The 25,045-nt window shown below is 64.9% G+C and carries 24 protein-coding genes; 12 read left to right on the forward strand and 12 right to left on the reverse strand.

All coding sequences use genetic code 11. The annotated features are described in order from the left end of the window. The first annotated feature begins 992 nt into the window (after window positions 1–992). Window positions 993–2,456, forward strand: a complete 1,464-nt coding sequence (locus ACZ1A1_RS11715; RefSeq protein ID WP_463620076.1) for an MATE family efflux transporter — start codon at window positions 993–995, stop codon at window positions 2,454–2,456. A 158-nt stretch (window positions 2,457–2,614) separates the two neighbouring features. Here ACZ1A1_RS11715 and ACZ1A1_RS11720 read toward each other — a convergent pair whose 3' ends face one another. Then, entirely contained in the window at window positions 2,615–3,928 is a 1,314-nt protein-coding gene (locus ACZ1A1_RS11720) for a glutamine synthetase family protein (protein WP_313192376.1), read from the reverse strand. Continuing rightward, on the reverse strand, window positions 3,918–4,820 hold the full coding sequence (locus ACZ1A1_RS11725; RefSeq protein ID WP_234188108.1) for a MurR/RpiR family transcriptional regulator: 903 nt from the start codon (window positions 4,818–4,820) through the stop codon (window positions 3,918–3,920). The genes ACZ1A1_RS11720 and ACZ1A1_RS11725 overlap by 11 nt, the downstream gene beginning before the upstream one ends. A 159-nt stretch (window positions 4,821–4,979) precedes the next feature. On the opposite strand from ACZ1A1_RS11725, the gene ACZ1A1_RS11730 reads away from it, so the two are divergent. The 9 genes from ACZ1A1_RS11730 to ACZ1A1_RS11770 all read left to right on the forward strand — a co-directional run bounded on the left by ACZ1A1_RS11730 (window position 4,980) and on the right by ACZ1A1_RS11770 (window position 13,138). After that, the gene (locus tag ACZ1A1_RS11730; protein WP_463620077.1) at window positions 4,980–5,795 is read left to right on the forward strand and encodes an N-formylglutamate amidohydrolase; all 816 of its coding nucleotides are present in this window, start codon (window positions 4,980–4,982) and stop codon (window positions 5,793–5,795) included. Next, window positions 5,785–6,435: a cysteine hydrolase family protein gene (locus tag ACZ1A1_RS11735; RefSeq protein ID WP_463620078.1), complete on the forward strand. Its 651-nt coding sequence runs from the start codon at window positions 5,785–5,787 to the stop codon at window positions 6,433–6,435. The genes ACZ1A1_RS11730 and ACZ1A1_RS11735 overlap by 11 nt, the downstream gene beginning before the upstream one ends. A 121-nt stretch (window positions 6,436–6,556) precedes the next feature. Beyond that, the gene (locus ACZ1A1_RS11740; protein WP_234188111.1) at window positions 6,557–7,726 is read left to right on the forward strand and encodes an ABC transporter substrate-binding protein; all 1,170 of its coding nucleotides are present in this window, start codon (window positions 6,557–6,559) and stop codon (window positions 7,724–7,726) included. A gap of 52 nt (window positions 7,727–7,778) precedes the next feature. Then, on the forward strand, window positions 7,779–8,513 hold the full coding sequence (locus ACZ1A1_RS11745; protein WP_234188112.1) for an ABC transporter ATP-binding protein: 735 nt from the start codon (window positions 7,779–7,781) through the stop codon (window positions 8,511–8,513). Further along, window positions 8,506–9,213, forward strand: coding sequence for an ABC transporter ATP-binding protein (locus tag ACZ1A1_RS11750; RefSeq protein WP_463620079.1), 708 nt, complete (start codon window positions 8,506–8,508; stop codon window positions 9,211–9,213). The genes ACZ1A1_RS11745 and ACZ1A1_RS11750 overlap by 8 nt, the downstream gene beginning before the upstream one ends. Window positions 9,214–9,216: 3 nt before the next feature. Next, entirely contained in the window at window positions 9,217–10,107 is an 891-nt protein-coding gene (locus ACZ1A1_RS11755) for a branched-chain amino acid ABC transporter permease (protein WP_463620080.1), read from the forward strand. 13 nt (window positions 10,108–10,120) lie between these two features. Further along, a complete protein-coding gene (locus tag ACZ1A1_RS11760) occupies window positions 10,121–11,149 on the forward strand; it encodes a branched-chain amino acid ABC transporter permease (RefSeq protein WP_463620081.1) in 1,029 nt (342 codons plus the stop codon). Continuing rightward, window positions 11,146–11,814: a cysteine hydrolase family protein gene (locus ACZ1A1_RS11765; protein WP_463620082.1), complete on the forward strand. Its 669-nt coding sequence runs from the start codon at window positions 11,146–11,148 to the stop codon at window positions 11,812–11,814. Before ACZ1A1_RS11760 ends, ACZ1A1_RS11765 begins: the two co-directional genes overlap by 4 nt. A gap of 10 nt (window positions 11,815–11,824) precedes the next feature. Continuing rightward, window positions 11,825–13,138 carry an aspartate aminotransferase family protein gene (locus ACZ1A1_RS11770; protein WP_463620083.1) on the forward strand — a complete coding sequence of 438 codons (1,314 nt, stop codon included), beginning with the start codon at window positions 11,825–11,827 and terminating at the stop codon, window positions 13,136–13,138. Between the two features lie 292 nt (window positions 13,139–13,430). Here the strand turns inward: ACZ1A1_RS11770 and ACZ1A1_RS11775 are convergent, their stop codons facing one another. From ACZ1A1_RS11775 to ACZ1A1_RS11820, 10 genes are all read right to left on the reverse strand, one after another. Beyond that, the gene (locus tag ACZ1A1_RS11775; protein ID WP_463620084.1) at window positions 13,431–14,378 is read right to left on the reverse strand and encodes an ROK family protein; all 948 of its coding nucleotides are present in this window, start codon (window positions 14,376–14,378) and stop codon (window positions 13,431–13,433) included. Next, window positions 14,371–15,096 carry a ribulose-phosphate 3-epimerase gene (locus ACZ1A1_RS11780; protein ID WP_463620085.1) on the reverse strand — a complete coding sequence of 242 codons (726 nt, stop codon included), beginning with the start codon at window positions 15,094–15,096 and terminating at the stop codon, window positions 14,371–14,373. The genes ACZ1A1_RS11775 and ACZ1A1_RS11780 overlap by 8 nt, the downstream gene beginning before the upstream one ends. A gap of 1 nt (window position 15,097) precedes the next feature. Next, window positions 15,098–15,901 (reverse strand): alpha/beta fold hydrolase, encoded by an 804-nt coding sequence (locus ACZ1A1_RS11785; protein WP_463620086.1) that lies wholly within the window; start codon window positions 15,899–15,901, stop codon window positions 15,098–15,100. Further along, complete coding sequence (locus ACZ1A1_RS11790) at window positions 15,898–16,737, reverse strand: sugar phosphate isomerase/epimerase family protein (RefSeq protein ID WP_463620087.1); 840 nt, start codon at window positions 16,735–16,737, stop codon at window positions 15,898–15,900. Before ACZ1A1_RS11790 ends, ACZ1A1_RS11785 begins: the two co-directional genes overlap by 4 nt. Then, window positions 16,737–17,810 (reverse strand): Gfo/Idh/MocA family protein, encoded by a 1,074-nt coding sequence (locus ACZ1A1_RS11795; RefSeq protein ID WP_463620088.1) that lies wholly within the window; start codon window positions 17,808–17,810, stop codon window positions 16,737–16,739. Before ACZ1A1_RS11795 ends, ACZ1A1_RS11790 begins: the two co-directional genes overlap by 1 nt. A gap of 51 nt (window positions 17,811–17,861) precedes the next feature. Next, window positions 17,862–18,890 carry a hydroxyacid dehydrogenase gene (locus ACZ1A1_RS11800; RefSeq protein WP_463620089.1) on the reverse strand — a complete coding sequence of 343 codons (1,029 nt, stop codon included), beginning with the start codon at window positions 18,888–18,890 and terminating at the stop codon, window positions 17,862–17,864. A 12-nt stretch (window positions 18,891–18,902) separates the two neighbouring features. Beyond that, window positions 18,903–20,030 (reverse strand): Gfo/Idh/MocA family protein, encoded by a 1,128-nt coding sequence (locus tag ACZ1A1_RS11805; protein WP_463620090.1) that lies wholly within the window; start codon window positions 20,028–20,030, stop codon window positions 18,903–18,905. A 65-nt stretch (window positions 20,031–20,095) separates the two neighbouring features. Then, a complete protein-coding gene (locus ACZ1A1_RS11810) occupies window positions 20,096–21,112 on the reverse strand; it encodes a sugar-binding protein (RefSeq protein WP_313192362.1) in 1,017 nt (338 codons plus the stop codon). 93 nt (window positions 21,113–21,205) lie between these two features. Then, window positions 21,206–22,210 (reverse strand): ABC transporter permease, encoded by a 1,005-nt coding sequence (locus tag ACZ1A1_RS11815; RefSeq protein ID WP_463620091.1) that lies wholly within the window; start codon window positions 22,208–22,210, stop codon window positions 21,206–21,208. A gap of 14 nt (window positions 22,211–22,224) precedes the next feature. Continuing rightward, window positions 22,225–22,968: an ATP-binding cassette domain-containing protein gene (locus ACZ1A1_RS11820; RefSeq protein WP_463620092.1), complete on the reverse strand. Its 744-nt coding sequence runs from the start codon at window positions 22,966–22,968 to the stop codon at window positions 22,225–22,227. Between the two features lie 285 nt (window positions 22,969–23,253). Between ACZ1A1_RS11820 and ACZ1A1_RS11825 the strand changes: the two genes are divergently transcribed. Further along, on the forward strand, window positions 23,254–24,453 hold the full coding sequence (locus tag ACZ1A1_RS11825; protein WP_463620093.1) for an ROK family protein: 1,200 nt from the start codon (window positions 23,254–23,256) through the stop codon (window positions 24,451–24,453). A gap of 472 nt (window positions 24,454–24,925) precedes the next feature. After that, window positions 24,926–25,045 (forward strand): metal-sensing transcriptional repressor (locus tag ACZ1A1_RS11830; protein WP_463620115.1); only part of this gene is annotated, 120 nt, incomplete at its 3' end.

Raw genomic sequence — 25,045 nt, forward strand, 5'->3', positions numbered from 1 at the left:
CGTGTGGTTCCCGGAGCGGCGGGGTCTGCGGCGACGTTACAGGATCAGGGCTGCCGGCTCCGGGGAACGGAGCGTGCCTGATCGGTAAGCCGCGATATCCTGACAAACGTATCCATATGCATGACCCGGACATGACCTTTCATTGCGGCGATTTCAAGGGCCAAATTGTCGCCCCTGCCGCGGGAACGGGCGCCGCGGCATGCCACACACCGGCATCCTCTGACCCGAGCCAAGTTCCGCGCAACCTTGTTTGCGAGACCACTAGTTCACACGCTGCAGGTCTTGCCGATATGTCGGAAAGGAACTGGAAGCGGGCGCGCAAGCCAGGCTTCACCGGTGAACTCACGAAGGACCAGTTGCTGCGGCTCAGCGCCGTGATCGGGATCTAGATTCTGGCCGAGATCGAGGGGCTGACGAGCGCTCCCGTCTCGATCCCAGCGACTGGCCTGACGCAGACGTAGCCACTACGACCTGCGAATCTACCGCGATACCCATGTCAACGCGGCCTTCACCTATACCCGGACCGGAGGCGATCGCTTCAATTCGGAAGAGCTCGGCGCTTGTGCATCCCATGGCCGGAGTCCCGGAAGACGGCGATCAGCAGCGTTGCCGGGCCGGCTTACCTCATAGCCACCTTGCAGATCGCGGCGGCGATCCAGGATGTCTTCAGAAGCATGTCCGTTCGTCCTGCCGCAGCTTACCCCCGCACGGCATCGCCGACCGAGGCGCGGCGGAAGAGCGCGCGCTGATCCGCAAATACACCGGATTGGTGCTCCGGCCGGAAAGATCGACATCGATTTCATGATGCATTCGGACGGCGGATCACCAGCGGTCTTGGCCCGCCTCAGCAAGCAGCAGCACTTCGCCGCCGCCTATTGGCGCGAGAGCCACGTCCTGGATTAGCCCCGCCGATGCGCGGCGGCCGGTGGAAATGGATTGCGCGCGCGATAAATAGGGTGTTTGCAGAATTCCCGCCTGCCACGGAGAACCTCTTGTCAAAGCCCAGTCGAACCCGCGATCTCACGACCGGCCCGATCGCGCGCACCCTTCTTGCCTTCGCCCTGCCCGTGCTCGGCGCGAATGTGCTGCAATCGCTCAACGGATCGATCAATGCCATCTGGGTGGGACGCTTTCTCGGCGAATCGGCCCTGACGGCCACGTCGAACGCCAACCTCGTGCTGTTCCTCATCCTCGGCACCGTATTCGGCATCGGCATGGCCGCCACGATCCTGGTGGCACAGTCGGTCGGGGCGCACGACCTTCAAAAGGCCCGGCGGATCGTCGGCACCAGCGCGACATTCTTCCTCGGCGTCTCGATCCTCTTCGCGGTCTGCGGCTGGATCTGGGTGGACGCCATCCTCAACCTGCTCGGCACGCCGGCCGATGCCCTGCCGCTCGCCCGATCCTATCTGCGCATCATCTTCCTCGCCGTGCCGATGATGAACCTGCTCGCCTTCGTCATGACCGTATTGCGCGGGGCCGGCGATTCGCGCACGCCCTTCGTCTTCATGGCGCTTGCCGTGCTCCTCGACGTCGTCCTCAATCCGGTGCTGATCGCCGGCATCGGCCCGTTTCCCGAGCTGGGCATTGCCGGTTCGGCCACCGCCACGCTTATCGGGCAGACGATCAGCGCCGTCACGATCCTCATCGTTCTCTATGCCCGCGCCCATCCGCTGCGGCTTGCCGGCGCCGACCTCGCGCTGCTTCGGCCCAACCCGGCGCTCCTGCGCCTCGTCATCGTCAAGGGCATTCCCATGGGCCTGCAGATGATCGTGATCTCGGCAGCGGCGCTGACGGTGATGGGTCTCGTCAATAGTTACGGCTCGCGGGTCGCGGCCGCCTACGGCATCGCCGCGCAGCTCTGGACCTATGTCCAGATGCCGGCCCTGGCGGTGGGGGCCGCGGTTTCCTCCATGGCCGCGCAGAATATCGGGGCGGGCCGATGGGACCGGATCGGGCGGATCACCGCGTCCGGCGTCGGCTTCAACCTCGTGCTGACGGGCATGCTGGTGTCAGCGCTCTATGTCTTCGACCGGCCGGTGCTCGGCCTGTTCCTGACGGGCGACAGCGCCGCCATCGACATCGCCGCCCATATCAACAACGTCGCCTCGTGGTCCTTCATCCTGTTCGGGATCACCATCGTGCTTTTCGCCACCGTGCGCGCCACCGGCGCCGTTATGCCGCCGCTGATCATCCTTGTGATCTCGGTGCTCCTGGTACGCACCACCTTCGCCTATGCCTTCCAGGGCGTGCTCGGCCAGGACGCGCTCTGGTGGAGCTTTCCCGCCGGCTCGATCACGTCGCTGTTGCTGGCCGCGGCTTACTATCGGTTCGGCCGCTGGCGCAGCCTGCACATGATCGACAGGCCTGCCGCCGGCCTGGCGCCCGACACCGGTTTCGGCATGCCGCGCGAGCGCGCCAATCTCGCCGGGGAGGTACTGCCTGCCGAAAGATGACCGGGGCAAGCCATTTCCGACTTGCGTGGCATCACACACCGGCAAGGACGTGACGAACCAGTCCTGCCGGACGAGCCGTTTGGCGCGCGCGACGGCCAGCCACGGCCTTCCGTGCAGCGCGGGCCGCTTGGAAGACCGCCTTTGAAATTCCCCCTATTTCAATAGGCATCCTCATATGCCGCGCAGATTTCCTGCCCAGTCTTGCCGGCCAGATAGGCAATCTCGCCCTCCTTATGCTTGACATAGACGTCGGCGAAGCCCTCCGGGAACCAGCCGCAGACCGTTGCATTGCCGCGGAAGCGCTGCAGCGCTGCTTCCAGCGTCTGCGGCAGGCGGACATAGCCACGGGCGGCAAGCGCTTCCGCACCGAGGAGCGACAGATCCTCCTGCGTCGCCTCCGGCACCGCCAGCCCCTCCTCGATCCCCTGCACGCCGGCATGGACGATCGCGGCGAGCGCCAGATGCGGGTTCGCCGCGCCGTCGGCGGCGCGGAATTCGAAGTTGAACTGCGCCGCGCGGGCGATGTCACTGATGTCGGAGACGGGGCAAATGCGCACCGATGCCTCGCGGTCGCGGAAACCGAGATTGTTGAAGGCGGCGCTCCAGCGGTGCGGGGTCAGGCGCAGGTAGGAGACGACGCTCGGCGCGGTGATCGCGATGATCGAATCGAGGTATTTCAGGATGCCGGCGACGAACTTTCCGGCAACATCGGAAAGTTCGTGCTTGCCGGCGGGATCGTAGGTGACCGGATTGCCCGAGGCATCCAGCATGCTCATGTGGACATGCACGCCGTTGCCGACGCCGGCCGGATCGCGGATCGGCGTGAAGGTCGGATCGTAACCGAGCTCGCGCGCGACGAGGCCGACGATCTCGCGCGTGATGACGGAATGGTCGGCGATGGTGACGCCCTTCTGCGGGCCCATCGTCACCTCGAACTGGCCGGCGCCGAACTCCTTGAGGATCGTGTCGGGCGTGACGCCGGCGGTGCGCATTCCGGCGATGATCGCCTCGCAGAAATGCCGTTCCTTCTGGAAGCCACCCAGCGTGAAGGCGCCGCCGATCTCCGAGACCAGATGCTTGATCTGGAATTCGTGCTCGAAGGCGCCGTAGAGCGTGACGCCGGCAACCCTTTGCAGGCGTTCGAGAGCCGCTTCGAGAATGGAGCGCGTGCAGAATTCCCACGGACGGCCGTCGGTGTAGCGGATATTGCCGAGCACGAAGTTCTCGTTCGGCGCCCCTTCCTCGCTCTCGATGCTGACGCTGGTCGAGGGATCGGGAATGAGCACGAGGTCGCCGAGCGAGCCGAAGGGGCTTTCGGCGATCGCGTCGAAGCAGGTGATCTGCACATTGGTCGGCGTCCAGCCCACGCCGCGCTTCAGGCGCTTTTCCATCTGCGCCAGCGGAAAGGCCTTGCCGCGCACCTTGCCCGAAAGGTCGCCGCAACAGGCGACCATCATCTCTTCACGTTTCATCGTCGTCCCCGTTGATGGTGTCCTGATCGTAGCCCGGCATGGAAAACCGGACGCCGTCCCAATCCCTGATGCGTTTCTGCGTCGCCTCCCAATCGGTCTCGGAGACGCGCACGATGAGCGCCTCGACGAGAACGATCGCGGCGGCCACCGTGTCCCATGCCGTGCCGGCATCGATCGGCAGCGCGACGATGTGGTCGGCGCTGCGGGCGGCCGGCGACATCCACTTGTCCGTGACGACGACGATCGTCGCGCCCCGCGCTTCGGCAATCGTTTCGGCAAGGCGCGCGAGGCTGAGCTGGTAGCGCCGGAAATCGAACAGCACCACGACGTCCTTCCTGCGCATGCGCAGCACATGCTCGGGCCAGAATTCCGGGTTGTCCGCCATGTGGTAGATGCCGCTGCGGATCTGCCGCAGATGGATCGACAGGAAGGACGCGACGTTGTCGCTGACGCGACCGCCGAGCAGGAAGATGTTGCGGGACGGGTCGGCGACCAGATCGGCGAGGATGTCGAACTGGGCCTGGGAGACCGTCGCCGCCATTTCCTGGATGACGGACGAGATCCGCGTCACGTATTCCGACAGGAATTCCGAATGGCCTACCGGCTTCTGGCTCGTCTTGAGGTCGAGCGGCGAGCGCTGCCCCTCCTTCAGCTCGGCGATCAACTGGCGCTGCAGGTCCTGGAAGCCGGAGCAGCCGATCTTGCTGACGAAACGCGTGACCGAAGGGGCGCTGACGCCGGTTTTCGCCGCAAGCTCCTGGATGCTTTCGAGCCCGGTGAAGGGATAGTCGGCAAGGATCGCATTGGCGATCTTGCGCTCGCTGGCGGTCAGTTGCGCCGCGGCGTCCCGTATCCTCGTGCGAACCGTGGTCGATGATTTCCCATCGCTCATTGCCGTTTGTTCCCTTTGTTGGGGCGGGATATTTGCTCCGTGAAAAAAATTAGTCAAACGGAAAAATCATATTGACTATGATCGAAAAATTTCTTTGACTGATCCTCATCGAAGCCCTGCGCACCGGCCGTTGCCGTGGCGCTCGACGGATGCCATTCCATGCTCAGCCCCGCAGATCGCGACATGTCCAGATTGCTGAACGCTGGCGACCCCGCCCCTGTGGAGTGGATCAATGCCGAAGGCGCGTCGACCATCTTCCTGACCTGCGAGCATGCCGGCCGGGCCATTCCCGCCGCGCTCGGCGATCTCGGCGTCGCGCCCGAGGAGATGGATCGGCACATCGCCTACGACGTCGGCGCCGAGGGCGTCGCCCGCGGCCTTGCCGAACGGCTCGACGCCCCGCTCGTTCTCCAGCGCTACAGCCGCCTCGTCATCGACTGCAACCGGCCGTTCGAGGCGGAGGACTGCGTCCTCAGGCAGAGCGACGGCACGCTCGTGCCGGCCAATGCGGACGTGTCAGACGAGGAGCGCCGTGGCCGCTACGTGGAAATCCATCAGCCGCTGCACGAAGCCATCAGCGTCGGGCTCGCGCGCCGGCAGGCCGCCGGCAGGCCGCTCTTCCTCGTCTCCGTGCACAGCTTCACGCCGGTCATGCGGGCCACGGGCGCCGTGCGGGATTTCGAACTCGGCCTTCTCTACAATCGCGACGCGCGTTTCGCCAAGCGGCTTGCGGAGACCTTCCGGGCGGCGAATGGCGACGTCACGGTGAAGCTCAATGCACCGTACCACGTCGACGACCTCTCGGACTACACGATCCCCGTGCATGGCGAACGGCGCGGCATTCCGCATGTGCTGATCGAAGTGCGCAACGACCTCATCAACGACGTGCGCGGGCAGGAGGAATGGGCCGAGCGCCTCGCCGGCCCCCTCCGCCTCGCCGCCCAGAGCCTTGAAGGACCTTCCGATGGCCGCTGACCATCCCTCCACCCGCAACCTGCCGCTCGATCCGGCCGCCTCGGCCATCCTCTTCATCGACGTGCAGAATTTTTCCGTGCGCCGTGAGGGGGGCGAGTTCAAGGACGTCTCCGACGCTGAAATCGAAGGTAAGTACGGCTATTATTTCAAGCGCATCCACGAGGTCGCGATCCCCAACATGCAGCGCCTGCTGGCGGGCTTCCGCAAGGCGGGCATCGAGGTGCTGCATACCACGATCGAAAGCCTGACGAAGGACGGGCGCGACCGCAGCCTCGACTACAAGATCACCGGCTTCAACGTGCCGAAGGGGTCCTGGGACGGCAAGGTCATCGACGAGCTGGAGCCGCTGGAGGACGAGATCGTTTTCCCGAAAAGCTCGTCGAGCGTCTTCGTCTCCACCCATATCGACTATATCCTGCGCAATCTCGGCGTGAGGCAGATCGTGCTGTGCGGGCTTCTCACCGACCAGTGCGTGGAATCGGCCGTGCGGGACGCCTGCGACCTCAACTACCTCGTGACGCTGGTGCCGGACGCATGCGGCACCTATTCGCAGGAACGGCACGACACCTCGCTCAATGCGATCAAGGGCTACTGCCGGCAGATTTCGACAGACGAACTCCTGAAGGAAATCGGGCAGTAAGATCGCCCGAGACAGCATAGCGACGGGATCAACAAGGAGCTTTCCAGGCGGGCCGCACAGAAAAACAAAAGACCGGGCCGCATCAACTCACTGCCGCAAGGCAATATCAAGGGGAACGACCATGATGAAAACTTCCAAACTGCTTCTGGCGGCGGGCCTCGTGCTCGCCTCTTCCGCTGCCTTTGCCGACGACGACAAGATCGTCATCGGCGGCGCGCTCTCGATGACGGGCATCCAGGCCCCGCTCGACACGCCCGGCTTCAACGGCGCGCAGGTCGCCGTGAAATACCTCAACGACAATGGCGGCGTGCTCGGCAAGAAGGTCGAGTTCATCAACATCGACGGCAAGTCCGATCCGGTCACGGTCGGCAACGTGGCGGTCGAGCTGATCGACAAGGGCGCCCAGGTCATCGTCGCACCCTGCGACTTCGACTTCGGTTCGCCGGCAAGCCGCGAAGCGCAGTCGGCCGACATCGTCGGCATCTCGACCTGCGCCTCCGACCCGCTCTATTCGTCGTGGTCGCTCGGCGACAAGCAGTTCACGCTCTCCATGTGGAACACCACGATGGGCGCGACGGCGGCCGATTTCGCGGCCAAGGAAAAGGGCTGGAAGACGGCCTATGTCGTCACCGACCAGTTCATCGCCTACACCAAGTCGCTCTCCAAGTATTTCGTCGAGCAGTTCAAGGCGGACGGCGGCGAGATCCTGCTGGAAGACACCTATACGAACGGCGACAACAACTTCTCGGCCCAGCTCGCGCGTCTCCAGGCGCTCGGCAAGAAGCCGGACGTGATCTTCGTCTCCTCCTACGGCACGGATATCGGCGTGATCATCCGCGCGCTGCGGGAAGTCGGCTACGATGCGCCGGTCCTCGGGGGCGATGCCTATGACGACCCGGCCATGCACGAGGCGCTCGGCGAGAAGTTCGGCAACAATGTCTACTTCGTCACCCATACCTGGATGGGCGCGGGAGCCGATCCGGAAATGGAGAAGTTCATCGGCCTCTACAAGGAGATGTTCGGCAAGGACCCGGATACCTCCTTCGTCTCGACCGGCTGGGATACGATCATGATGATCGCCCAGGCGATCACGGCGGCCGGCACCACCGAGGGCGGCGCGCTCGCCAAGGCGCTTGAGGACGGCCAGTTCAAGCTCCTGACCGGCGAACTCGACTACGGCACGGCCGAGGAAGGCCACGTCCCGAACAAGGCCGCGGCGGTGATCGAGCTCAAGGGCGGCAAGCCGACCTTCGTCGGCTGGCGCAAGCCGGAATCCCTGCCGAAGCCCTGATCTCCCCCGTTCGGGCCGGCCGCAAGGCCGGCCCATGACCTTCGGAAAAGCCATGTCTGAAACACGTCTTGCGGTAAACGACGTGTCGGTGGAATTCACCGGCCTCCGCGCTCTCGACCATGTGTCGCTCTCCGTCGCCACCGGCGAGGTCGTCGGCCTCATCGGGCCGAACGGCTCCGGCAAGACGACGCTCATCAACGCCATCACCGGCCAGGTGAAGCTGGCGACCGGCACGATCACCGCCGGTCCGGTCACGCTTTCGGGCCTGTCGCCGCGCGACATCGCGCTTGCCGGCGTCAGCCGCTCGTTCCAGATCGTGCGCCTGTTCAACACCATGACGGTGCTGGAGAACGTCGAGGCGGCGGCGCTCGCCAAGGGCGTGTCCCGCGCCGCCAGCGCGGAACGGGCGAAAAAGCTGCTCGACGAACTCGGCCTGACCGACAAGGCGGACGAGCTTGGCGAGAGCCTCAGCTACGGCGACAAGCGCCGCGTCGAGATCGCCCGGGCGCTCGCCGCCGAGCCGCGCTTCCTGCTGCTCGACGAGCCGGCGGCCGGCATGAACGACGCCGAGACCGAGACGCTGCTGCACACGCTCTCCGAGCTGCCGGCCAAACGCGGCCTCGGCCTCCTCATCATCGACCACGACATGGGCCTCATCATGCGCCTCTGCCACCGCCTGCATGTGCTGGCGTCCGGCCGCACCATCGCGGAGGGCGACGCCGCGCATGTTCGAACCCATCCGGCCGTCATAGAAGCCTATCTCGGCAAGGGAGCGACCCATGCTTGACGTGCGCGATCTCTCCGTCAGCTACGGCACGATCCGCGCGGTTCGCGGGATCAGTTTTTCCGTCGGCAAGGGCGAACTCGTCAGCCTGCTCGGCGCGAACGGTGCCGGGAAATCCTCGACCATCAAGTGCATCGCCGGCGCGCTGAAGGCCTCCGGCGGCTCGATCACCCTCGAGGGCAAGGACATCACCGCCGCCAGCCCCGAGCAGGTCATCCGCGCGGGACTGGCGACGGTGCCGGAAACCCGCGACGTCTTCCCCGACCTGACGGTCGCCGAGAACCTGATGCTCGGGGCCTATATCCACCGCCGCGACCAGGCCGGCAACCGCGAGAACCTCGAACGGCTGCACACGCTCTTCCCGCGCCTTGCCGAACGCTCGGCCCAGGCGGCCGGCACGCTTTCGGGCGGCGAGCAGCAGATGCTGGTCATCGCGCGCGCGCTGATGGCCCGCCCCAGCGTGCTCCTGCTCGACGAGCCGTCGCTCGGCCTTGCGCCCGCCATCGTCGAGCGCATCTTCGAAATGATCGAGACGCTGAAGAGATCCGGCCTCACCATCCTGCTCGTCGAGCAGAACGTGAACCAGGCGCTCGCCGTCGCCGACCGCGCCTATGTCATGCGGCTCGGCGCCATCGTGGCGTCCGGCACGGCCGAGGAGATCCGCTCCACGAGCGATCTCAGCTCACATTACCTGGGAGGCTGATCCATGGCTTTCGCGATCCAGTTCGTCATCGACGTCCTCAGCCTCGGCGGCGCCTATGCCCTCATGGCGCTCGGCCTCGTCATCATCTACGGCATCCTGCGCCTCGTGAACTTCGCCTATGGCGAGCTCATCATGGTCGCCGGCTATACCATGTACCTCACGAGCGGCTCCGGCCTGCCCTGGCTCCTCATGGCGGCGCTCGCCGTCGTCATGGCGATCGTCTTCGGCATCCTCACCGACTATGTCGCGTTCCGCCCGGTGCGGGCGAAGTCGGTGACGGCCGTGCTGATCACCTCCTTCGCCTTCTCGAACCTCCTGCAGAACGCCGCCCTGCTCTTCATTTCGCCGCGCCCGCGCAACGTGCCGCTGCCCGACATCTTCTCGCAGACGGTCTCGATCGGCGGCGCTATCACGCCGGTGCGCAACCTCATCACCATCGTTGCCTCCATCGTGCTCCTCGCCGCCGTCGCCTTCCTCATGCGCAGGACGACGCTCGGCATCGCCATGCGCGCGGCGGCGACGAACTTCACCATGGCGCGCATGCTCGGCGTTCCAGCCAACCTCATCATCACCTCGGCCTTTGCCCTTTCCGGCTTCCTTGCCGGCGTCGTCGGCCTCCTGTGGATCGGGCGCATCGGCACGGTCGTGCCCGGCGTCGGCCTGGAGCCGCTGCTGGTCGCCTTCATCGCCACCGTCATCGGCGGCATGCGCAGCCTGCCCGGCGCGGTGGTCGGCGGCTTCCTGCTGGCGCTCATCGACACCACGCTCAACTACACCCTGTCGCAGGACCTCCTGAAATTCCGCGATGCCTTCACTTTCAGCCTGGTGATCCTGATCCTGCTCTGGCGTCCGGAGGGCCTGATCAAGGGCCCTGCCAGCGGGCAGCGGACCTGAGGGAGACGAACCGATGAAACATTCCTATCTCACCGCCCTCATCCTCATCGCCGTGATCGCGATCATCGCCGTCGGAAGCCATGTCCTCGGCATCCGCCTCTACGACCGCATCGCCACCAACCTCCTGATCTCGCTCGTGCTCGTCGTCGGCCTGCAGACCTTCATGGGCAATTCCGGCCTGCTCTCCTTCGCGCATATCGGCTTCATGGGCTTCGGGGCATACACCTCGGCCGTGCTCACCATCCCGGCCCAGATGAAGGGCATGGCGCTGCCCGATCTCTACGAATTCATGAAGGTCGTCGAGATCTCGCCGCTCCTCGCCATGCTGGCGGCGGGCGTGGTGGCCGCGCTGGTCGCGGCTTTCGTCGCCTATCCGCTGATGCGCCTTTCGGATGCTGCGGCGGTCATCACCTCGTTCGCGCTGCTCGTCGTGCTCTACACGATCATGAACAACTGGAGCGCGCTCACCAACGGCCCGCGCACCCTCTTCGGCCTGCCGAAGACGACGGACATGCCGATCGCGGCCATCGTCGCGGGCGTGGTGGTCGTCGTCGCCCTGCTCTTCAAGGAATCGCGCACCGGCAAGCTCCTGCGCGCCTCGCGGGAAGACGAGGTCGCCGCCGCCGCGCTCGGCGCGAACATCCCGCAACTGCGCTGGCGCGCCTTCATCCTCGCCGCCTTCATCGCCGGTGTCGGCGGCGCGCTGTGGGGCCATTTCATAACCTCCTTCGCGCCCAAGGCCTTCTATCTCAAGGAGACCTTCCTCATCATCACCATGCTGGTGATCGGCGGGGCGAACACCGTGACCGGCGCCGTCGCGGGCACCATCCTCATCACCTTCGCCTATGAGGGCCTGCGCGGCACGGAAGGGGCGCTGAATGCCGGCGCGACCGGCGCGGGCCAGGTCGTCGGCCTCACCGAAATCGTGCTGGCGCTCGCCATGATCGCCGTCATGATCGTCAAGCCCGGCGGCCTCTTCCCCAACCGCGAGATCGGCCACATTCTCACCCGCACCCGTCACCGGAAGGAGACCTCGGCATGAACTGGAAAACCGACTACCGTTCCTTCTACTACGCCAATGCCGAAGAGCCCGACGACATCGTGCTCGATCCGGAAACGACGGCGCTGCTGGTCATCGACATCCAGAACACCTATCTCGATCCGAAGGACACGCCGGAGGAAACCGCGCGCTGGCAGCCCTTCTACGAGCGGATGCGCAAGACGGTGATCCCGAACACCGCGCGCCTCATCGAGGAATGCCGCAGGCGCAAGGTCGAGGTCATCTTCGCCCGCATCGCCTGCCTCAAGCCTGACGGACGCGACCGCTCGCTCAGCCAGAAGAAGCCGGGCTTCAACTACCTGCTGCTGCCGAAGGAGCTGCCGGAAGGACAGGTCGTTCCCGAACTGGAGCCGCGCGCCGACGAGATCGTCATCACCAAGACAACCGACAGCGCGCTGACCGGCACGAACCTGCGCCTCGTCCTGCACAACATGGGCATCCGGAACGTCATCTGCTGCGGCATCTTCACCGACCAGTGCGTTTCCTCGACGGTGCGCAGCCTCGCGGACGAGAGCTTCGGCGTGGTCGTGGTCGATGATTGCGGCGCGGCGGCAACGGACGAGCTGCACAGGCGCGAACTGGAGATCATCAACATGATCTACTGCCACGTCGTCCAGCTCGACGAGGTTCTCACCTTCTTCAAGTAAGGATTGCATCATGGCCGACCTCTACGTCCGCGAAAGCCGATCGGTCTCGAAGATGGCGCATCTGCGGTTCTTCCCGCAGGCCGTGGTCGGCGGCAGCGGCGCATACCTGACCGGCGACGACGGACGGCAGCTGCTCGATTTTGCGGCTTCCTGGGGCGCCGCCAGCCTCGGCCACGCGCATCCCGCGCTCCGCGACGCCGTGAACCGTGCGCTTTCGGATCAGGCGGGGGCCAGCTATCTTTCAGCCGCAAACGAATCCTGCGTGCTGCTCGCCGAAAAGCTGCTGTCACTGGTGCCGGAGCGCGCCCGCGGCCGCGTCTGGTTCGGCCATTCCGGCTCGGATGCCAACGAAACGGTCGCACGCATGGTCGTCGCCGCGACGGGCCGACCGCGCATCCTCGCATTCGACGGCGCCTATCACGGCGGGACCGTCGGCTCCATGGCGGTGTCCGGCCACCCGGCACAACAGGGCACCCGATCGGCGGGCCTGACGCTCGTCCCCTATCCGAACAGCTACGCCGCGGGCGGCCCGGAGGCCGCAAGAGATGCAGCCCTCGCGCATCTCGAACAGCTCTTTGCGACGGAGCTGCCCCCGGAGGACATCGCCGCCTTCTTCATCGAACCGATCCAGTCCGATGGCGGCATGCTCGTGCCGCCGGATGGCTACTTCAAGGCTGTCGAGGCCCTCTGCCGCAAGCACGGTATCCTGCTGGTTTCCGACGAAGTGAAGGTCGGTCTCGGGCGCACAGGCCGCTTCAACGCATTCGAACATTCCGGCATCGAGCCCGACATCGTCGTCTTCGGCAAAGGTCTGGGCGGCGGCTTGCCGATCTCGGCAGTCGTCGGCCCCGAGGCAATCATGAACCATGCCGTGGCGTTCTCTTTGCAGACGGTCCATGGAAATCCTGTCTGTGCAGCGGCGGCGCTTGCGGTGCTGGAAACGATCGAGCGCGACCGTCTCGGCGAAAACGCCGAACGCACGGGCCGGGTTCTGCAGGATGCACTTCGTGGCCTTGCCGCGCGCCAACCCCTGATCGGCGATGTCCGAGGCCGTGGACTTGCCTTGGGAGTCGAGCTCGTTGCCGATCGTTCCTCGCGCGAACCCGCTTCGAGGCAGACAGCGCTGACGGCCTTTCGCGCGTTTCAACTCGGCCTCGTGATCTACTATGTCGGAGTGCGCTCGAACGTCCTGGAATTCACGCCGCCCTTGACGCTCACTGAGAACCAGGCACTAGAAGGCGCCGCCATTCTTGAGGAAGCGCTGAACGATGTCGCTGCCGGACGCGTCGATCAAGCATTGATCGCCGATTTCGCCGGATGGTAGACATTGAAGGGATTCAAACGACGTCTGTCAAAAAGCACGCAAACGCCCCCGCCCACTTCCTGCGGTAAAGCAGATCCGTCAGCGTCCAATCCAACGCCGCGGGCATGTGCCTCTTGCGCCCACGCGGCAGCGGCTCAATCCAAGCCCATTCCGCATCGCTCAGCCACGTAAATCGCCGCTTCATCGAAGCCTCCATTCCAACGGAAAACCTCAAGCAGCAAATCCAACGCCAGCCCTATCGAGTACGGAACCTAGTCCGGCAACTGTCCCGATGGTTGGGTTGATGGGCTTCTCATGTCTGTCGGATAATGGCCAGATCGGCCACCCCGACGAGGCCGGCATCGTCGCCAAGTCTTGCAGGTACGACCGGCACCTCCCGAAAGGGAGCCATGGCATCGCTGCGGATGCGCGCGCGAATGCCGGGTTCGAGCAGGTCGAAAGCGGCCGACACGCCACCGCCCATGACGATCATCTGCGGGCTGTAGAGATGCAACAGGCTGGCAAAACCGGAGCCGAGCCAATCAGCCTCTTCAGCGACGAGGGCAAGGCAGGCGGCATCGCCTGCCCGCGCGCCCTCCACAGCGTGGCGGCCTTCGAGCGTCTCGTGCTCGGCCATCCTGCCAAGGTAGGAGGCGGGATTTCCGCTCGCCGCCGCGCGGACCCGCTTGCCGAAGGCCGTACCGGCGGCAACCGCTTCGAAACAACCGACGCGCCCGCACGAGCAGACGGGCCCTTCCGCAACCAGCGTGAAATGCCCGACATGGCCGCCCATGCCCCGCGCCCCGTGCATCAGCCGGCCGTCGACAACGACACCGCCACCGATGCCCGTGCTGACCGTGACATAGACCATGTGGTCCAGCCCGCGCGCAGCCCCGTATTGCCATTCGCCGAAGGCGGCCGCGATGCCATCATTCTCGACGATGGCGGGAAGGTCGAAAATCTCCGACAGGCGGTCGCGCAGGGGGAACTGCTCCCAGCCGGGAAGGGTCGGAATATGGTCGATAATGCCGCTCACGGTGTCGAGCGGACCAGGGGCGCACATGCCGATTGCGCGGACTGGAGCGCTGCCTGCCGCCCGCGACACCTCCGCGACAAGCGCACCGAACTGCCGCATCACCTCTTCCGGGCCGCTGATATCCGTGCGCGCCGCCGTGCGCGCCAGAACCTTTCCGGCGCGCACCAACGCGGCGCGGACCTGTGTGCCGCCAAGATCGAGACCGATGGTGAAATCGTCATTCATGCAAGGCCTCTTGTCGTTCCACCGGTTGCGCATGGAGCCAGGCCATGCGTTGAGCCAGATCCTTCGCCTCGAAGGCGAGCGACCCCATGACGACGGTCTCGGCACCTGCCCGGGCGAGATCCGGCACCGTATGCTCGCGGATGCCGCCATCGGCGCACAGCACGATGCGGCCTGGCGTCGCCCTCTTCGCGATCAGCGCGCGCGCCTCGCGAAGTCTGCTTCCGGCCTGAGGATCGAGTGTCTGGCCCTTGGCACCGATCCGGGTGCCGAGCAGCGTCAGCAAGCCGATGCGCTCGAAAAAGGCGGCTGCAGCCGAAACCGGTGTCTGCACTTGCAGCACGACCCCGGCGACGAGCCCCAGGCTGTCGATGAGGTCGAGACCCGCCTTCAGATTTTCGTTCTCCGCGTGAATGCTGATTGCATCGACGCCGGCATCGGCGAACTGGCGGATTTGAGTCCCGAGAACCGCGTCAGCCGCCATAAGATGGACATGCAGCGGCCTTGCCGTGCATCGGCGACAGACCGCGACGAGATCCGGAAAGAACAGCAATGCAGGCGAAAAGTGACCGTCAGCGACATCGATATGGTAGAGGTCGGTGAAGGGCTCGGTCCGGGCGATCTCCGCACCGAGCCTGGCAAGATCGGCCGACCAGAGCGACATCTCGGCCATCAGCCGGTCCCTGGGCAGGGTTTCGAGCCAGTCGGAAGGCGGCCGCATCTCAGAGCTCCTTGAGGAAGGCCGATAGGGCGGCGCGGAAATCGGCGCGATAGGCGTCGGCATCGTCCGCCTTCGGCGTGATCTCCACCAGCCGCGCGCCCGGGATCATCGTGGCAAGCGACCGGGCATGACCAAGCGGATGAACGAAGTCGCGCCCATGGCCGATCACGAGCGTCGGCACGGCAATGGCAGAGACCTCCGCCTCGGTGACGTCAGGGCCGTCCATCGAGATTGCCCGGAGCAGCGCTGCGGTGACGTCGATCGGCTCGCGCGTGAAGAAGCTGCGGATCGAGGCAAGATTGTCCGGTGCGTCCCGTTCCAGCTCTTTCGCTAGGGGCAAGGCCTCGTACTGCCTGCGCGCCTCCTGCGGCGGATAGCGGTCGAGAAGTTCACCGGCAATGCGGTTCGGCGCCATGTTTTCCGGATTGGCGGCACAAATCCAGGCGGGCCGGGCGATCACAAGCGCCCGAACCCGTTCAGGCCGGCGGACGGCAAGCCGCAGCGCGATCGCCGCCCCCATCGAGATTCCACCCACCACGGCTCGTCCGGCACCCTGTGCCGCAAGATAGCCGGCAATATCGTCGGCGAAGGTGGCGATCGAAAAGGCCCCCTTGGGACCCGCATCCGAGGCACCGTGGCCGCGGCATTCGACGGTGATGCGCCTGAAGCCGGCAGCGGCCGGAAAGACTTGGCCCGGCTGGGCCTGATCCCCGCAAAGGCCATGCTGGAAGACGAAGGGCATGCCCTCGCCTTCCTCGTAGACCGCGAGGTTCGCTCCTTCGACGGGATGGCGGATCGGATTCATGCGTTGCGACCCTCCGGGGCGATGAGGGGCACAAGGAAGGCGGCGACGCCCGGCGCTTCTGCCGCCGAAAGCCCGTGGGTGATCATGTCGCCGTCGAAGCCTGCCCGCTTCAGCGAGGCCACGTAGCGCGGATAGTCGATGACGCCCCTGCCCGCGGTGGCGAAGGAGCTGTCGGCATTGCGATCCTTGGCGTGCGCGATGGCGATCCGGTCTTTCAACAGGTCGATGGCCGCGTCGATGATACGGCCGCGCGTTTCGGCGTCCTCATGCTCAAAGAGATTGGCCGGATCCAGCACGATGCGGATGCGCTCGCTCGCCATCGCGTCGATCAGCCACCGCGCCTTCGCGGCGGAGTTGATGACATTGGCGAGCTCCGGCTCGACGCCGATGAAGATGTCGTGCCGTTCCGCGATGGCGAGCAGATGGCCGAACTCGGCGATCATGTCCTGCCAGGCCTCGGCCCCCTGATTGTCCGGATGGTCGCGCCACTGGTCGGCGGCATCCCGGCTTCCCGTGCAGACGGTCAGAAGGGTCGAACCTGCCGCATGCGCCGCGGCGGCAATCGCCGCAAAGCTGCGCCGGCCGGCCTCTCGCATGGCGATATCCGGGTGGATCATGTTGTAGGTGGCGGAGATCGCCGCGATGGCGACGCTGGTCCGTTCCGATGCTTCACGGATCGCCGCGACGGCAGCGCCCGGGATCGCCTCCGGCAAGGCTCCAAGGCCCGAGCAGGCGAAATTGTACTGCACCGATGCGTAGCCGGCATCGCGCGCGGCGGCGAGCACGACATCCGGCGTCGTGCCTGCGAAGGTCTTGGCGAAGATACCGGCGCGCATCACACGCTCCCATGCGCGTCGGCGAGCTTGACCGGCGCCTTTGCGCGAACCGACTGCATCACCGCCGCCATGCCGCGCACCGAGGCGATGCCGTCATCGATGCCTGCACCGGTCAGCGGCCCGCCATCGAGAATCGTATCCGCAAACCCCTCCAGCTGGCGCCGGTAGAAGTGGCCGTCCGCACCCAGCACGCGGCTGGTCGCCCCGGTCTTTTCGCTGAAGATGTCCACCTCGCTGCTCTTGAACAGCCAGGGATTGTAGGTCTTGCCGAGAATGCTGCCGTACTCGCCGTAGATCTGGAAGCCTTCGTGCCAGTCCATGCGCACGGCAACCGTCAGATCCAGATGGCCCATGGCGCCGTTTTCGAACTCGACGTCGATGAACCAGGAATATGCGCCGAACCGCTGGCGCAGCCGCGCATCGACGGCGAGGATGGGACCGGCAAAATAGCGGGCGGTATCCAGCAGGTGGCTGCCATGGGCGAGCATGAAATACTGCTCGAGATCGGCCTTCGGATTTCGCGACGGCTTCTTCGCATTGGCGCTGCGGATCATGTAGGGCTGCACCGCATCGGTGACGGCATAGCGATGGGTGGAATCGCAATACCAGGCCTTCAGCGCGAGCATCTCGCCCATTTCCGTGTCGATGAAGCTCTTGGCGCTCTGAAGGCCGGCGTCGTAGCGCTTCATATGTCCGACCTGGAAAACCTTGCCGCTCTTCTCGACGACGGGCCGCAGGCCTTCGACCTCCTCGACGGTCATGCCGAGCGGCTTTTCGCAGAGCACATGCTTGCCGGCCTCAAGCGCACGGGCTGCGGCGGCGACGTGGAAGGCATCCGCCGTCGCGATGATGACCGCATCGACATCCGGATCGGCCAGCATCGCATCGTAGTCCGAGAAAGCCTTTTTCGGCGCATGGGTCGCGGCCATTCGGGCGCGCAGGTCGTCCGCGACGTCGCAGACGGCGTAAAGCTCGGCATTGCGCGCTTTCACCGCGCTTTCGAAATGACCGGCCTGCGAGATCGGCCCGCAACCGAGAATTCCGACCTTCAGCAGCGGCTTGCCCTCATTCATCTCATTGTCCTTTCCATGGTGGACGGTGCTTTCAGGACCGGTCCTTATTCTTCAGCTCTTCGATACAGGCATGCTGCGGAAGCGCATCGCGGTCTCCGGCTGCGCCACCTTGCAGACGGCGGGCGGAAGACCGCGGGCGATCAGTTCGATATCGGCGGTGATCGACGCGCCCATGGCGTTCAGCGTCGATTCCATGGCGCCGGCCTGATGGGGCGAAAGGATGATGTTCGGCGTCCCGCGCACCGGATCGTCGGCCGCGACCGGCTCGACGGGAAAGACATCGGTCGCAACCCGGATCCGGCCGGAAGCGGCCGCCTCCAGCATGTCCGGAAAATTGACGACCGCAGCGCGGCTCAGAAGCAGCAGGCACGCCCCCTGTTTCATCGTTTCGAACGCATGCTTGTCGAGGAAACCGGCATTGTCGGACGTCACGCCGGCGAGCACGAAGACGAAATCGCTCTCGGCAAGCACGGTCTCCAGTGCCACCGGCCGGCATCCGGCCTGCTCGATCAGGAGGGTCGGCACCCACGGATCGTAGACGTCGATGGTCGAGGTGAACGGTTTCAGCAAGGGCAGCAGCGCGCGGGCAAGATCGCCGAAGCCGATCAGCCCGACCCGGGCACGCATCAAAGGCCGTGCTGTGCGGTTGGCCGCAAATCCGTACTCTTCCCTGCCCTCTCGCATCAGCCGGTCGGCCTCGGTAATGCCGCGGCCGAGGTCGATCGCCATGGCCAGCCCGATTTCGGCGACCGGTTCGGCAAAGACATGGCTCGCCGACAGCACGCGGATGCCATGCTCGAAGCAATGGCGGTAGTCGATATTGGGCAGGAAATTTCCCTCGCTGTTGACGAAAGCCTTGAGCTTTCGGCACCGCGCCAGCCGCTCGGCCGGCATCTCGAAAATGCCCATCGCGATATCGGCCGGCGCAACGTGCCGTTCGAAATCCTCATCCGTCAGCACATCGCCCTCGTGGATGACGACGTCGCCAAGCGCACGGAGCCGCGCAAGATGGGCGTCCGTGAAGACATCTTCCACGAGGCGCGGATGTGCCATGATGAAGATACGGAAAGGTGTGGTCATGAACGGTTCCCTTCAGATGTCTGTCCAGCGGCCGTCTTCAGCGCCCGAGCGAAGGGCGGCATCGACGAAACGCAGGCCGCGCACGCCATCGCGAATGCCGGGCAGCAGCAGGGCGTCCGCCGCCGGAGCGCGGCCGTCGCGACGCGCGTCGATCTGGTCGGCCATGTCGAGATAGAGCCGCGCCAGCGCCTCGATGAACCCCTGTGGATGGCCGGGCGGCATCGTTCCCTTGAAAGCCGTTCCGTGCGAGGCCCTGTCGATCACCATGCGCCGGCCGCCGAGCGGCGCGAATGACAACCGGTTCGCCGCCTCGACCGTCCAGCCGAGCGAGCCCTTGTCGCCATGCACATCGATCCTGAGCCCGTTGGTCTCGCCGATCGCCACCTGGCTTGCCCAGAGCAGTCCCTTGGCGCCGCCGTCAAAGCGCAGCTTCGCTGTGACGTTGTCATCGACGCGGCGGCCGGCAACGAAGGTATCGACTTCGGCTGAAAGGGCGGTCGCCGTGAGGCCCGTGATGAATTCCGCAAGATGGAAGGCGTGGGTGCCGATGTCGCCGAGACTGCCGGCGCCGCTTCTTGCCGGATCGGTGCGCCATTCGGCCTGCTTGTTGCCGGTCGCCTCGGTGGCGGTGGCCAGCCATTCCTGTGGAAAGACGACGCGGACCAGGCGCACCGTGCCGATTTCCCCGGCCGCCACCATGGCGCGCGCTTCGCGCACCATGTCGAAGCCGGCATTGGTGTAGGCGACACCGAAAAGAGAGGCGCTGTCCGCCGCCGCCGTCCGGAGTGCGAGCGCCTCATCCAGCGTGGCGGTCAGCGGCTTGTCGCAGAAAATGTTGATGCCGGCATCGAGGAAGGCGCGGCAGGCGGGCGCATGCAGGTGGTTCGGCGTCACCACGGCGACGAGGTCGATACCGCCGTCGGCGGTTGCCTCGCGCTTCGCCATCGTCTCGAAATCGTCATAGCAGCGTTCCGGGGCGAGACCGAGATCGTGCCCGCTTTCCCGTGCGCGAACCGGATCGCTCGAAAGTGCGCCCGCGACCATCGTAAAGCGTCCCGTCATCGCGGCGGCGGCACGGTGTGCGGCGCCGAAGAACGCACCATTCCCGCCGCCGACCATACCCAGTTTCAGCGTTCTCATGTCCCTGTCCTGTCTGGAATGAGACAGGCCGACGTTTTCCGCCGGCCCGTCCCCTGGAGGCGGTGCTACTCGGCGGCCACCTTGCCGCAGGTGGTCAGCGCATCGGCCGGGGTGCAGGTCTCGGTGCCCGTCTGGATGAACGGCTCGAGCTTTTCGCCCTTGGTCAGCTTGTCGAGGGCCATGATCGTCTCGTAGCCCATGTCATAGGGCCGCTGGCCGATATTGTAGTGGCTGAGGCCCTCGGCGAGCAGCGGAAGCTGCGGACCGAAGTTGTCGCCGAAGACCACGACGAGATCCTTCTTGTCGAGACGTTCCTTCAGCGGCTCCATCGCCTGCTTGTAGGCCTGCGGCGCATACTGCGCCCAGCCGCCGACGGCGACGAAGGCGGAGAGGTCCGGATGGTTGGTCATGACGTCGCGAACCTGCTGGGCCGCAAGCGCGATGTCGTCATTGTTGTAGACCGGGCATCCGGCCGGCTCGGTCCAGCCGTTCTGGCCGGTGAGCGTGTCGACCGGCTGGTCCTTCGAGGCACCGGCGAGCGTGTCGCGAATGCCCTGGACGCGGGCCTTCAGGTTTTCAGAGGCCGGCGCACCGGACTGGATGCAGACCGTGCCGCCTTCCTTCTTGTTCTCCAGCACCTTCTTGGCGAGTTCCACGCCGAAGGAGTAGTTGTCCGTGCCAATATAGGTGGCGCGCAGCCCTGCGTCTTCGGGCAGCACGTCGGTGTCGAAGGTGACGACCGGGATCCCCTTGTCGTTCGCCATCTTGAGGATGCGCGCCATCGCCTTCGGGTTGCCGGCGGAAATGCCGAGCCCGTCGACGCCGCGGGTGATCATGTCCTGCGCAAGCTGCACCTGCTTGGCTTCGTCATATTCCGTCGGGCCGATATAGGTGCAGGTGACGTCGCCGAGCTTTTTGGCAGCGTCCTTGCAGCCGGCGTCGATCGGCGGGCTGAAGGCGTTGTTGAGCACCTTGAAGACCAGTGCGAATTCCCGGTCCGCGGCATTGGCCGTCGAGGCAAAGGCGCAAAGCGCGATCGCCGCGGACGACAGGGTAAATTTCAGGCTTCCTGACAGCGACATGGTATCTCCTCCTTGGTTCGCTGTTAAAGACGTTTCATTTCACGGCGCGGCAGCACTCCTCCCCCGCGCCCTGACCGTATGCGGACGCGGCCGTCAGCGGCGCAGCGACCGGATGCGTTCGAGAAGCACCGCGGCGAGGATGAAGCCGCCGACGAACGTGCCCTGCCAGAACGGATTGACGCCGGCGATCAGCAGCGCGTTGCGGATCACCTCGATCAGGATCGAGCCGATCGCGGCACCGAGCGCCGTGCCGAAACCGCCGGTCAGGGACGCGCCGCCGATGACCGTCGAGGCGATGGTCTGCAATTCGTAGCCCGTGCCGATGGCGTTCGTGACGGCGCCGAGCCAGCCGACGAGGAAGATCGCGCTGACGGCGGCCATCAGGCCACTGAAGGCATAGGCCGAGATCTTGATGGCATCGACCGAGATGCCCGCGAGACGCGCAGCGCTCTCGTTGCCGCCGATGGCGAAGATGTAGCGGCCCCAGCGCGTCATGGTCAGGAGGCAATGCAGCACGATGACGAAGACCACGAGCGCATAGACGACATTGGGAACGCCGAGCGTGTAGCCGCCGCCGAGCACCAGGATCGATTCCGTCGCCGTGCCGAACTCGTAAAACACCTGATTGTCGCTGATGACGAGCGCAAGGCTGCGCCCGATCGACAGGGTCGCCAGTGTCACGATAAACGGTGGCAACTTGGCGAACGTGATGACGGCGCCGTTGAGCCCGCCGAAGACGAGGCCGACGGCAAGCGTCCCGGCGATGCCGATCGGCAAGGGCGCGCCGGCATTCAGCAGAACGCCGAGGGTCACGCCGCTGAGCCCGAGGATCGAACCGACGGAAATGTCGATCCCACCGCTGATCAGCACCGGGGTCATGCCGAGCGCCATCAGGCCGATAAAGCAGGCATTCTGCAGCACGTTCAAGAGGTTGCCGGACGTGGCGAACTTGCCGGAGATCATCGAGACGGCAAGGCCAAGCACGACGATGGCAATCGCGATCCACATTTCCTGCGTGAGCATCAGCCGGCGCAGAACCGACCGGTCGTGGCGCTTCAGGAGGTCGATGTTCATGTCGGGGACGTCTTGCTGGGACATGGCTTCCTCCCTTCTCAGGCGGCGTGGATGGCACCGGTGATGAGGCCGGTGACCTCCTCCGGGCTGGACTGGTTTATCGGCTTGTCGGCGACCTTGCGGCCGCGCCGCATGACCACGACACGATCGCAGACGTCGAAGACATCGGGCATGCGGTGGCTGATGAGGATGACCGAGAGGCCCTGTTCCTTCAGCCGCCGGATCAGCGCCAGCACCTCGGCCACCTGCCGCACGCTGATGGCGGCGGTCGGCTCATCCATCAGCACCAGCTTGGAGTTGGAAAGGCGCGTGCGGGCGATCGCCACGGCCTGCCGCTGGCCGCCGGACATGCGATCGACGAGATCGGCCGGCCGCGTCTCGGATTTCAGCTCGTGGAAGATTTCGGCAGAACGCGTGTTCATCAGCTTCTTGTCGAGCACACGGAATGGCCCGACCTGCCGCATCGGCTCGCGGCCGAGGAAGACATTGGCTGCGGCCGTAAGGTTGTTGCAGAGCGCCAGATCCTGGTAGACGACCTCGATGCCGTGCCGGCGGGCATCGGCCGGGCCCGAGAAACTGACATCCTGGTCCTCGAAGACGTAGCGGCCGGAGGTCGGCTGGAAGTTTCCGGCGATGGTTTTCACCAGCGTCGACTTGCCCGCGCCGTTGTCTCCCATCAAGCCGAGCACTTCGCCACGGTTGATGTCGATCGACACGCCGTCGAGTGCGCGGATGGCGCCAAATTCCATGACAATGTTTTCGAGACTGGCAAGCTTGCTCATCCAACCTCCTCCCTGAGCCTGGATAAATATCTTTCTTAAAGTAAGAAATAGAACGTATTTACCTTTGTCAACGAGGAATGCTTTTGCACTCCAACAGGCGGTTTGCGTCAGCAAAGCTGACATAATGGGCTCAAGGCCCGACTTTCATGCGTTTTTCTTGCGAACTGCAAATCGAGAGCCGTGAATTTCACCCAAAACGAAATGACATTTTTTTATAAAAGTAATAAACGCAATTATTCCAGACATCGGATGCGGATCGCAAAATGAAAGGCGGTGGATTTCGACATGGCAGACCAGACCCTTGCCAAGGAAGTCAACGAGCGGCAGATCCTTCGTTTCCTGCGGCTGTGCGGGTCGGCGAGCCGGGCCGATATCGCCCGCCATCTCGAAGTGACACCGGCCTCGGTGACACGCCTCGTCAACGGGCTTGCTCTGCGCGGGCTGGTGCGCGAGGTGCAACCTGAAGCAAAAAACCCGGGGGCGGCGCGTGACGCCGGCCGGCCAGGCGTGGCACTCGCGCTCAACCCAGGCGCGGTCTATTTCCTCGGTGTCGAGATCGGCGTCGGCATTTTGCGCTATGCGCTTATCGATCTGACGGCAAACAGCGTTGCCACGTCGGATGTGCATGTCAGCCGCACGATCACGCCGGAAGAGGTCGTCGACGCGATCGCCGCGCATGTGGCCATGCTGGAACGCGATCTTCGTTATGCCGGCCGCGTTCAGAGCGTCGGTGTCACGGTACCCGGCGTGGTCAATCTGGAAGGTTTTGTCATCAACCTGCCGATCCTTGGCTGGAAGGGGGTCGATCTCCTGACACCCTTGCAGGCCGCCGTCGGCCGGCCCTGTTTCGTGGAAAACGACGCCGGCGCCGCGGCGTTCGGTTCCGTCTACACCATGCCGGAACTCCAGACCGGCTGCTCCGTCTTTCTCGTGATAGGCCGGGGATGCGGCGGGGCGGCGGTGATGAATGGCCGGCTCCTGCGCGGGGCGAGCGGCGCCACCGGCGAACTCGGCCACATGCGCATCGCCCGCGATGGCGCCGTTTGCAGCTGCGGGCAGCGTGGCTGCCTTGAAAGCCGTGTCGGGCTCGACGCGCTGGCGCGCTCCTATTGGGGAACAGACAGCCTCGAAGAGGCGCAATTCGAGGCGCTGTCCGCGGAGGTGGCCGACCGTTTCAGTTCCGGCGACCCCGCGGCGATCGCTTCCGTGACCGATCTTGCGGGATGGCTTGCGCTGGGTGTCGTCAGCCTCGCCAACATCTTCAATCCTTCGATGGTCTTCCTCGGCGGCGCGCTGGGCCCGGTCCTTTCCCTCATTATCGAGGATCTCCGCCGAGATGTCGCCGCCGGCATCGTTCCGGGTCTGCCAGCGCCAGAGGTCCGCCTTTTCAGTCTCGAGCCCTACGAATGCGCCATCGGCGTTGCCGCCATCGCCCACCAGCGCTGCTTTGACATCTCCCGCGTCGACAAGGATATGGCCGTTTGACCGTCTTCAAGAATTTGCCCGCTTCCGTGCAAGTGAAAACATGGTGCGAAGCCGGATTGCTCGACCGTCCTGTCTTGAAACAACGTGCAGATCAGTGATCGATCAGAGCGTCAAATCGCTTTTCCGGGAATTTTTCAGCCTGAGGTCGGGCTCAGCAATGGTGGACATGACGGCGAGACCATGCAGGAAATCCCCTAAATCGCTCCGGCCGCCACTCCAGCTTCGGCCATGGTCGTTTCTCGAAACCTAGCAACCGCTACCGCTGCGTAGCGGCTGGCAAGCCCCCTGCATCGGACGCTTCTCTTCGCGTGTCGAAATCGAGCGAAGAGCGAACGGCGGCAGTCCGGATCGGTGCCGGCGCGTGACAGCCTGATCTCGACCCGCTTGCCGCCGGTCGCCCATTCGCCCCGGCCTTCGATCCATTCCACAGCTTCACATGTCTCGCTTCATATAGTATAGTCCCCTACACTATATGAAGCTAAGGTTAGCCATCACCGTGTCCCACACCATCCGCGACAAAGACAAGCTCATCGTCCGCGTTCGTCGTCTCAAGGGCCAGATCGAGGGGATCGAGCGCGCGCTTGAGGCCGAA

The organism is Shinella sp. R2-11 (genome assembly GCF_055330205.1).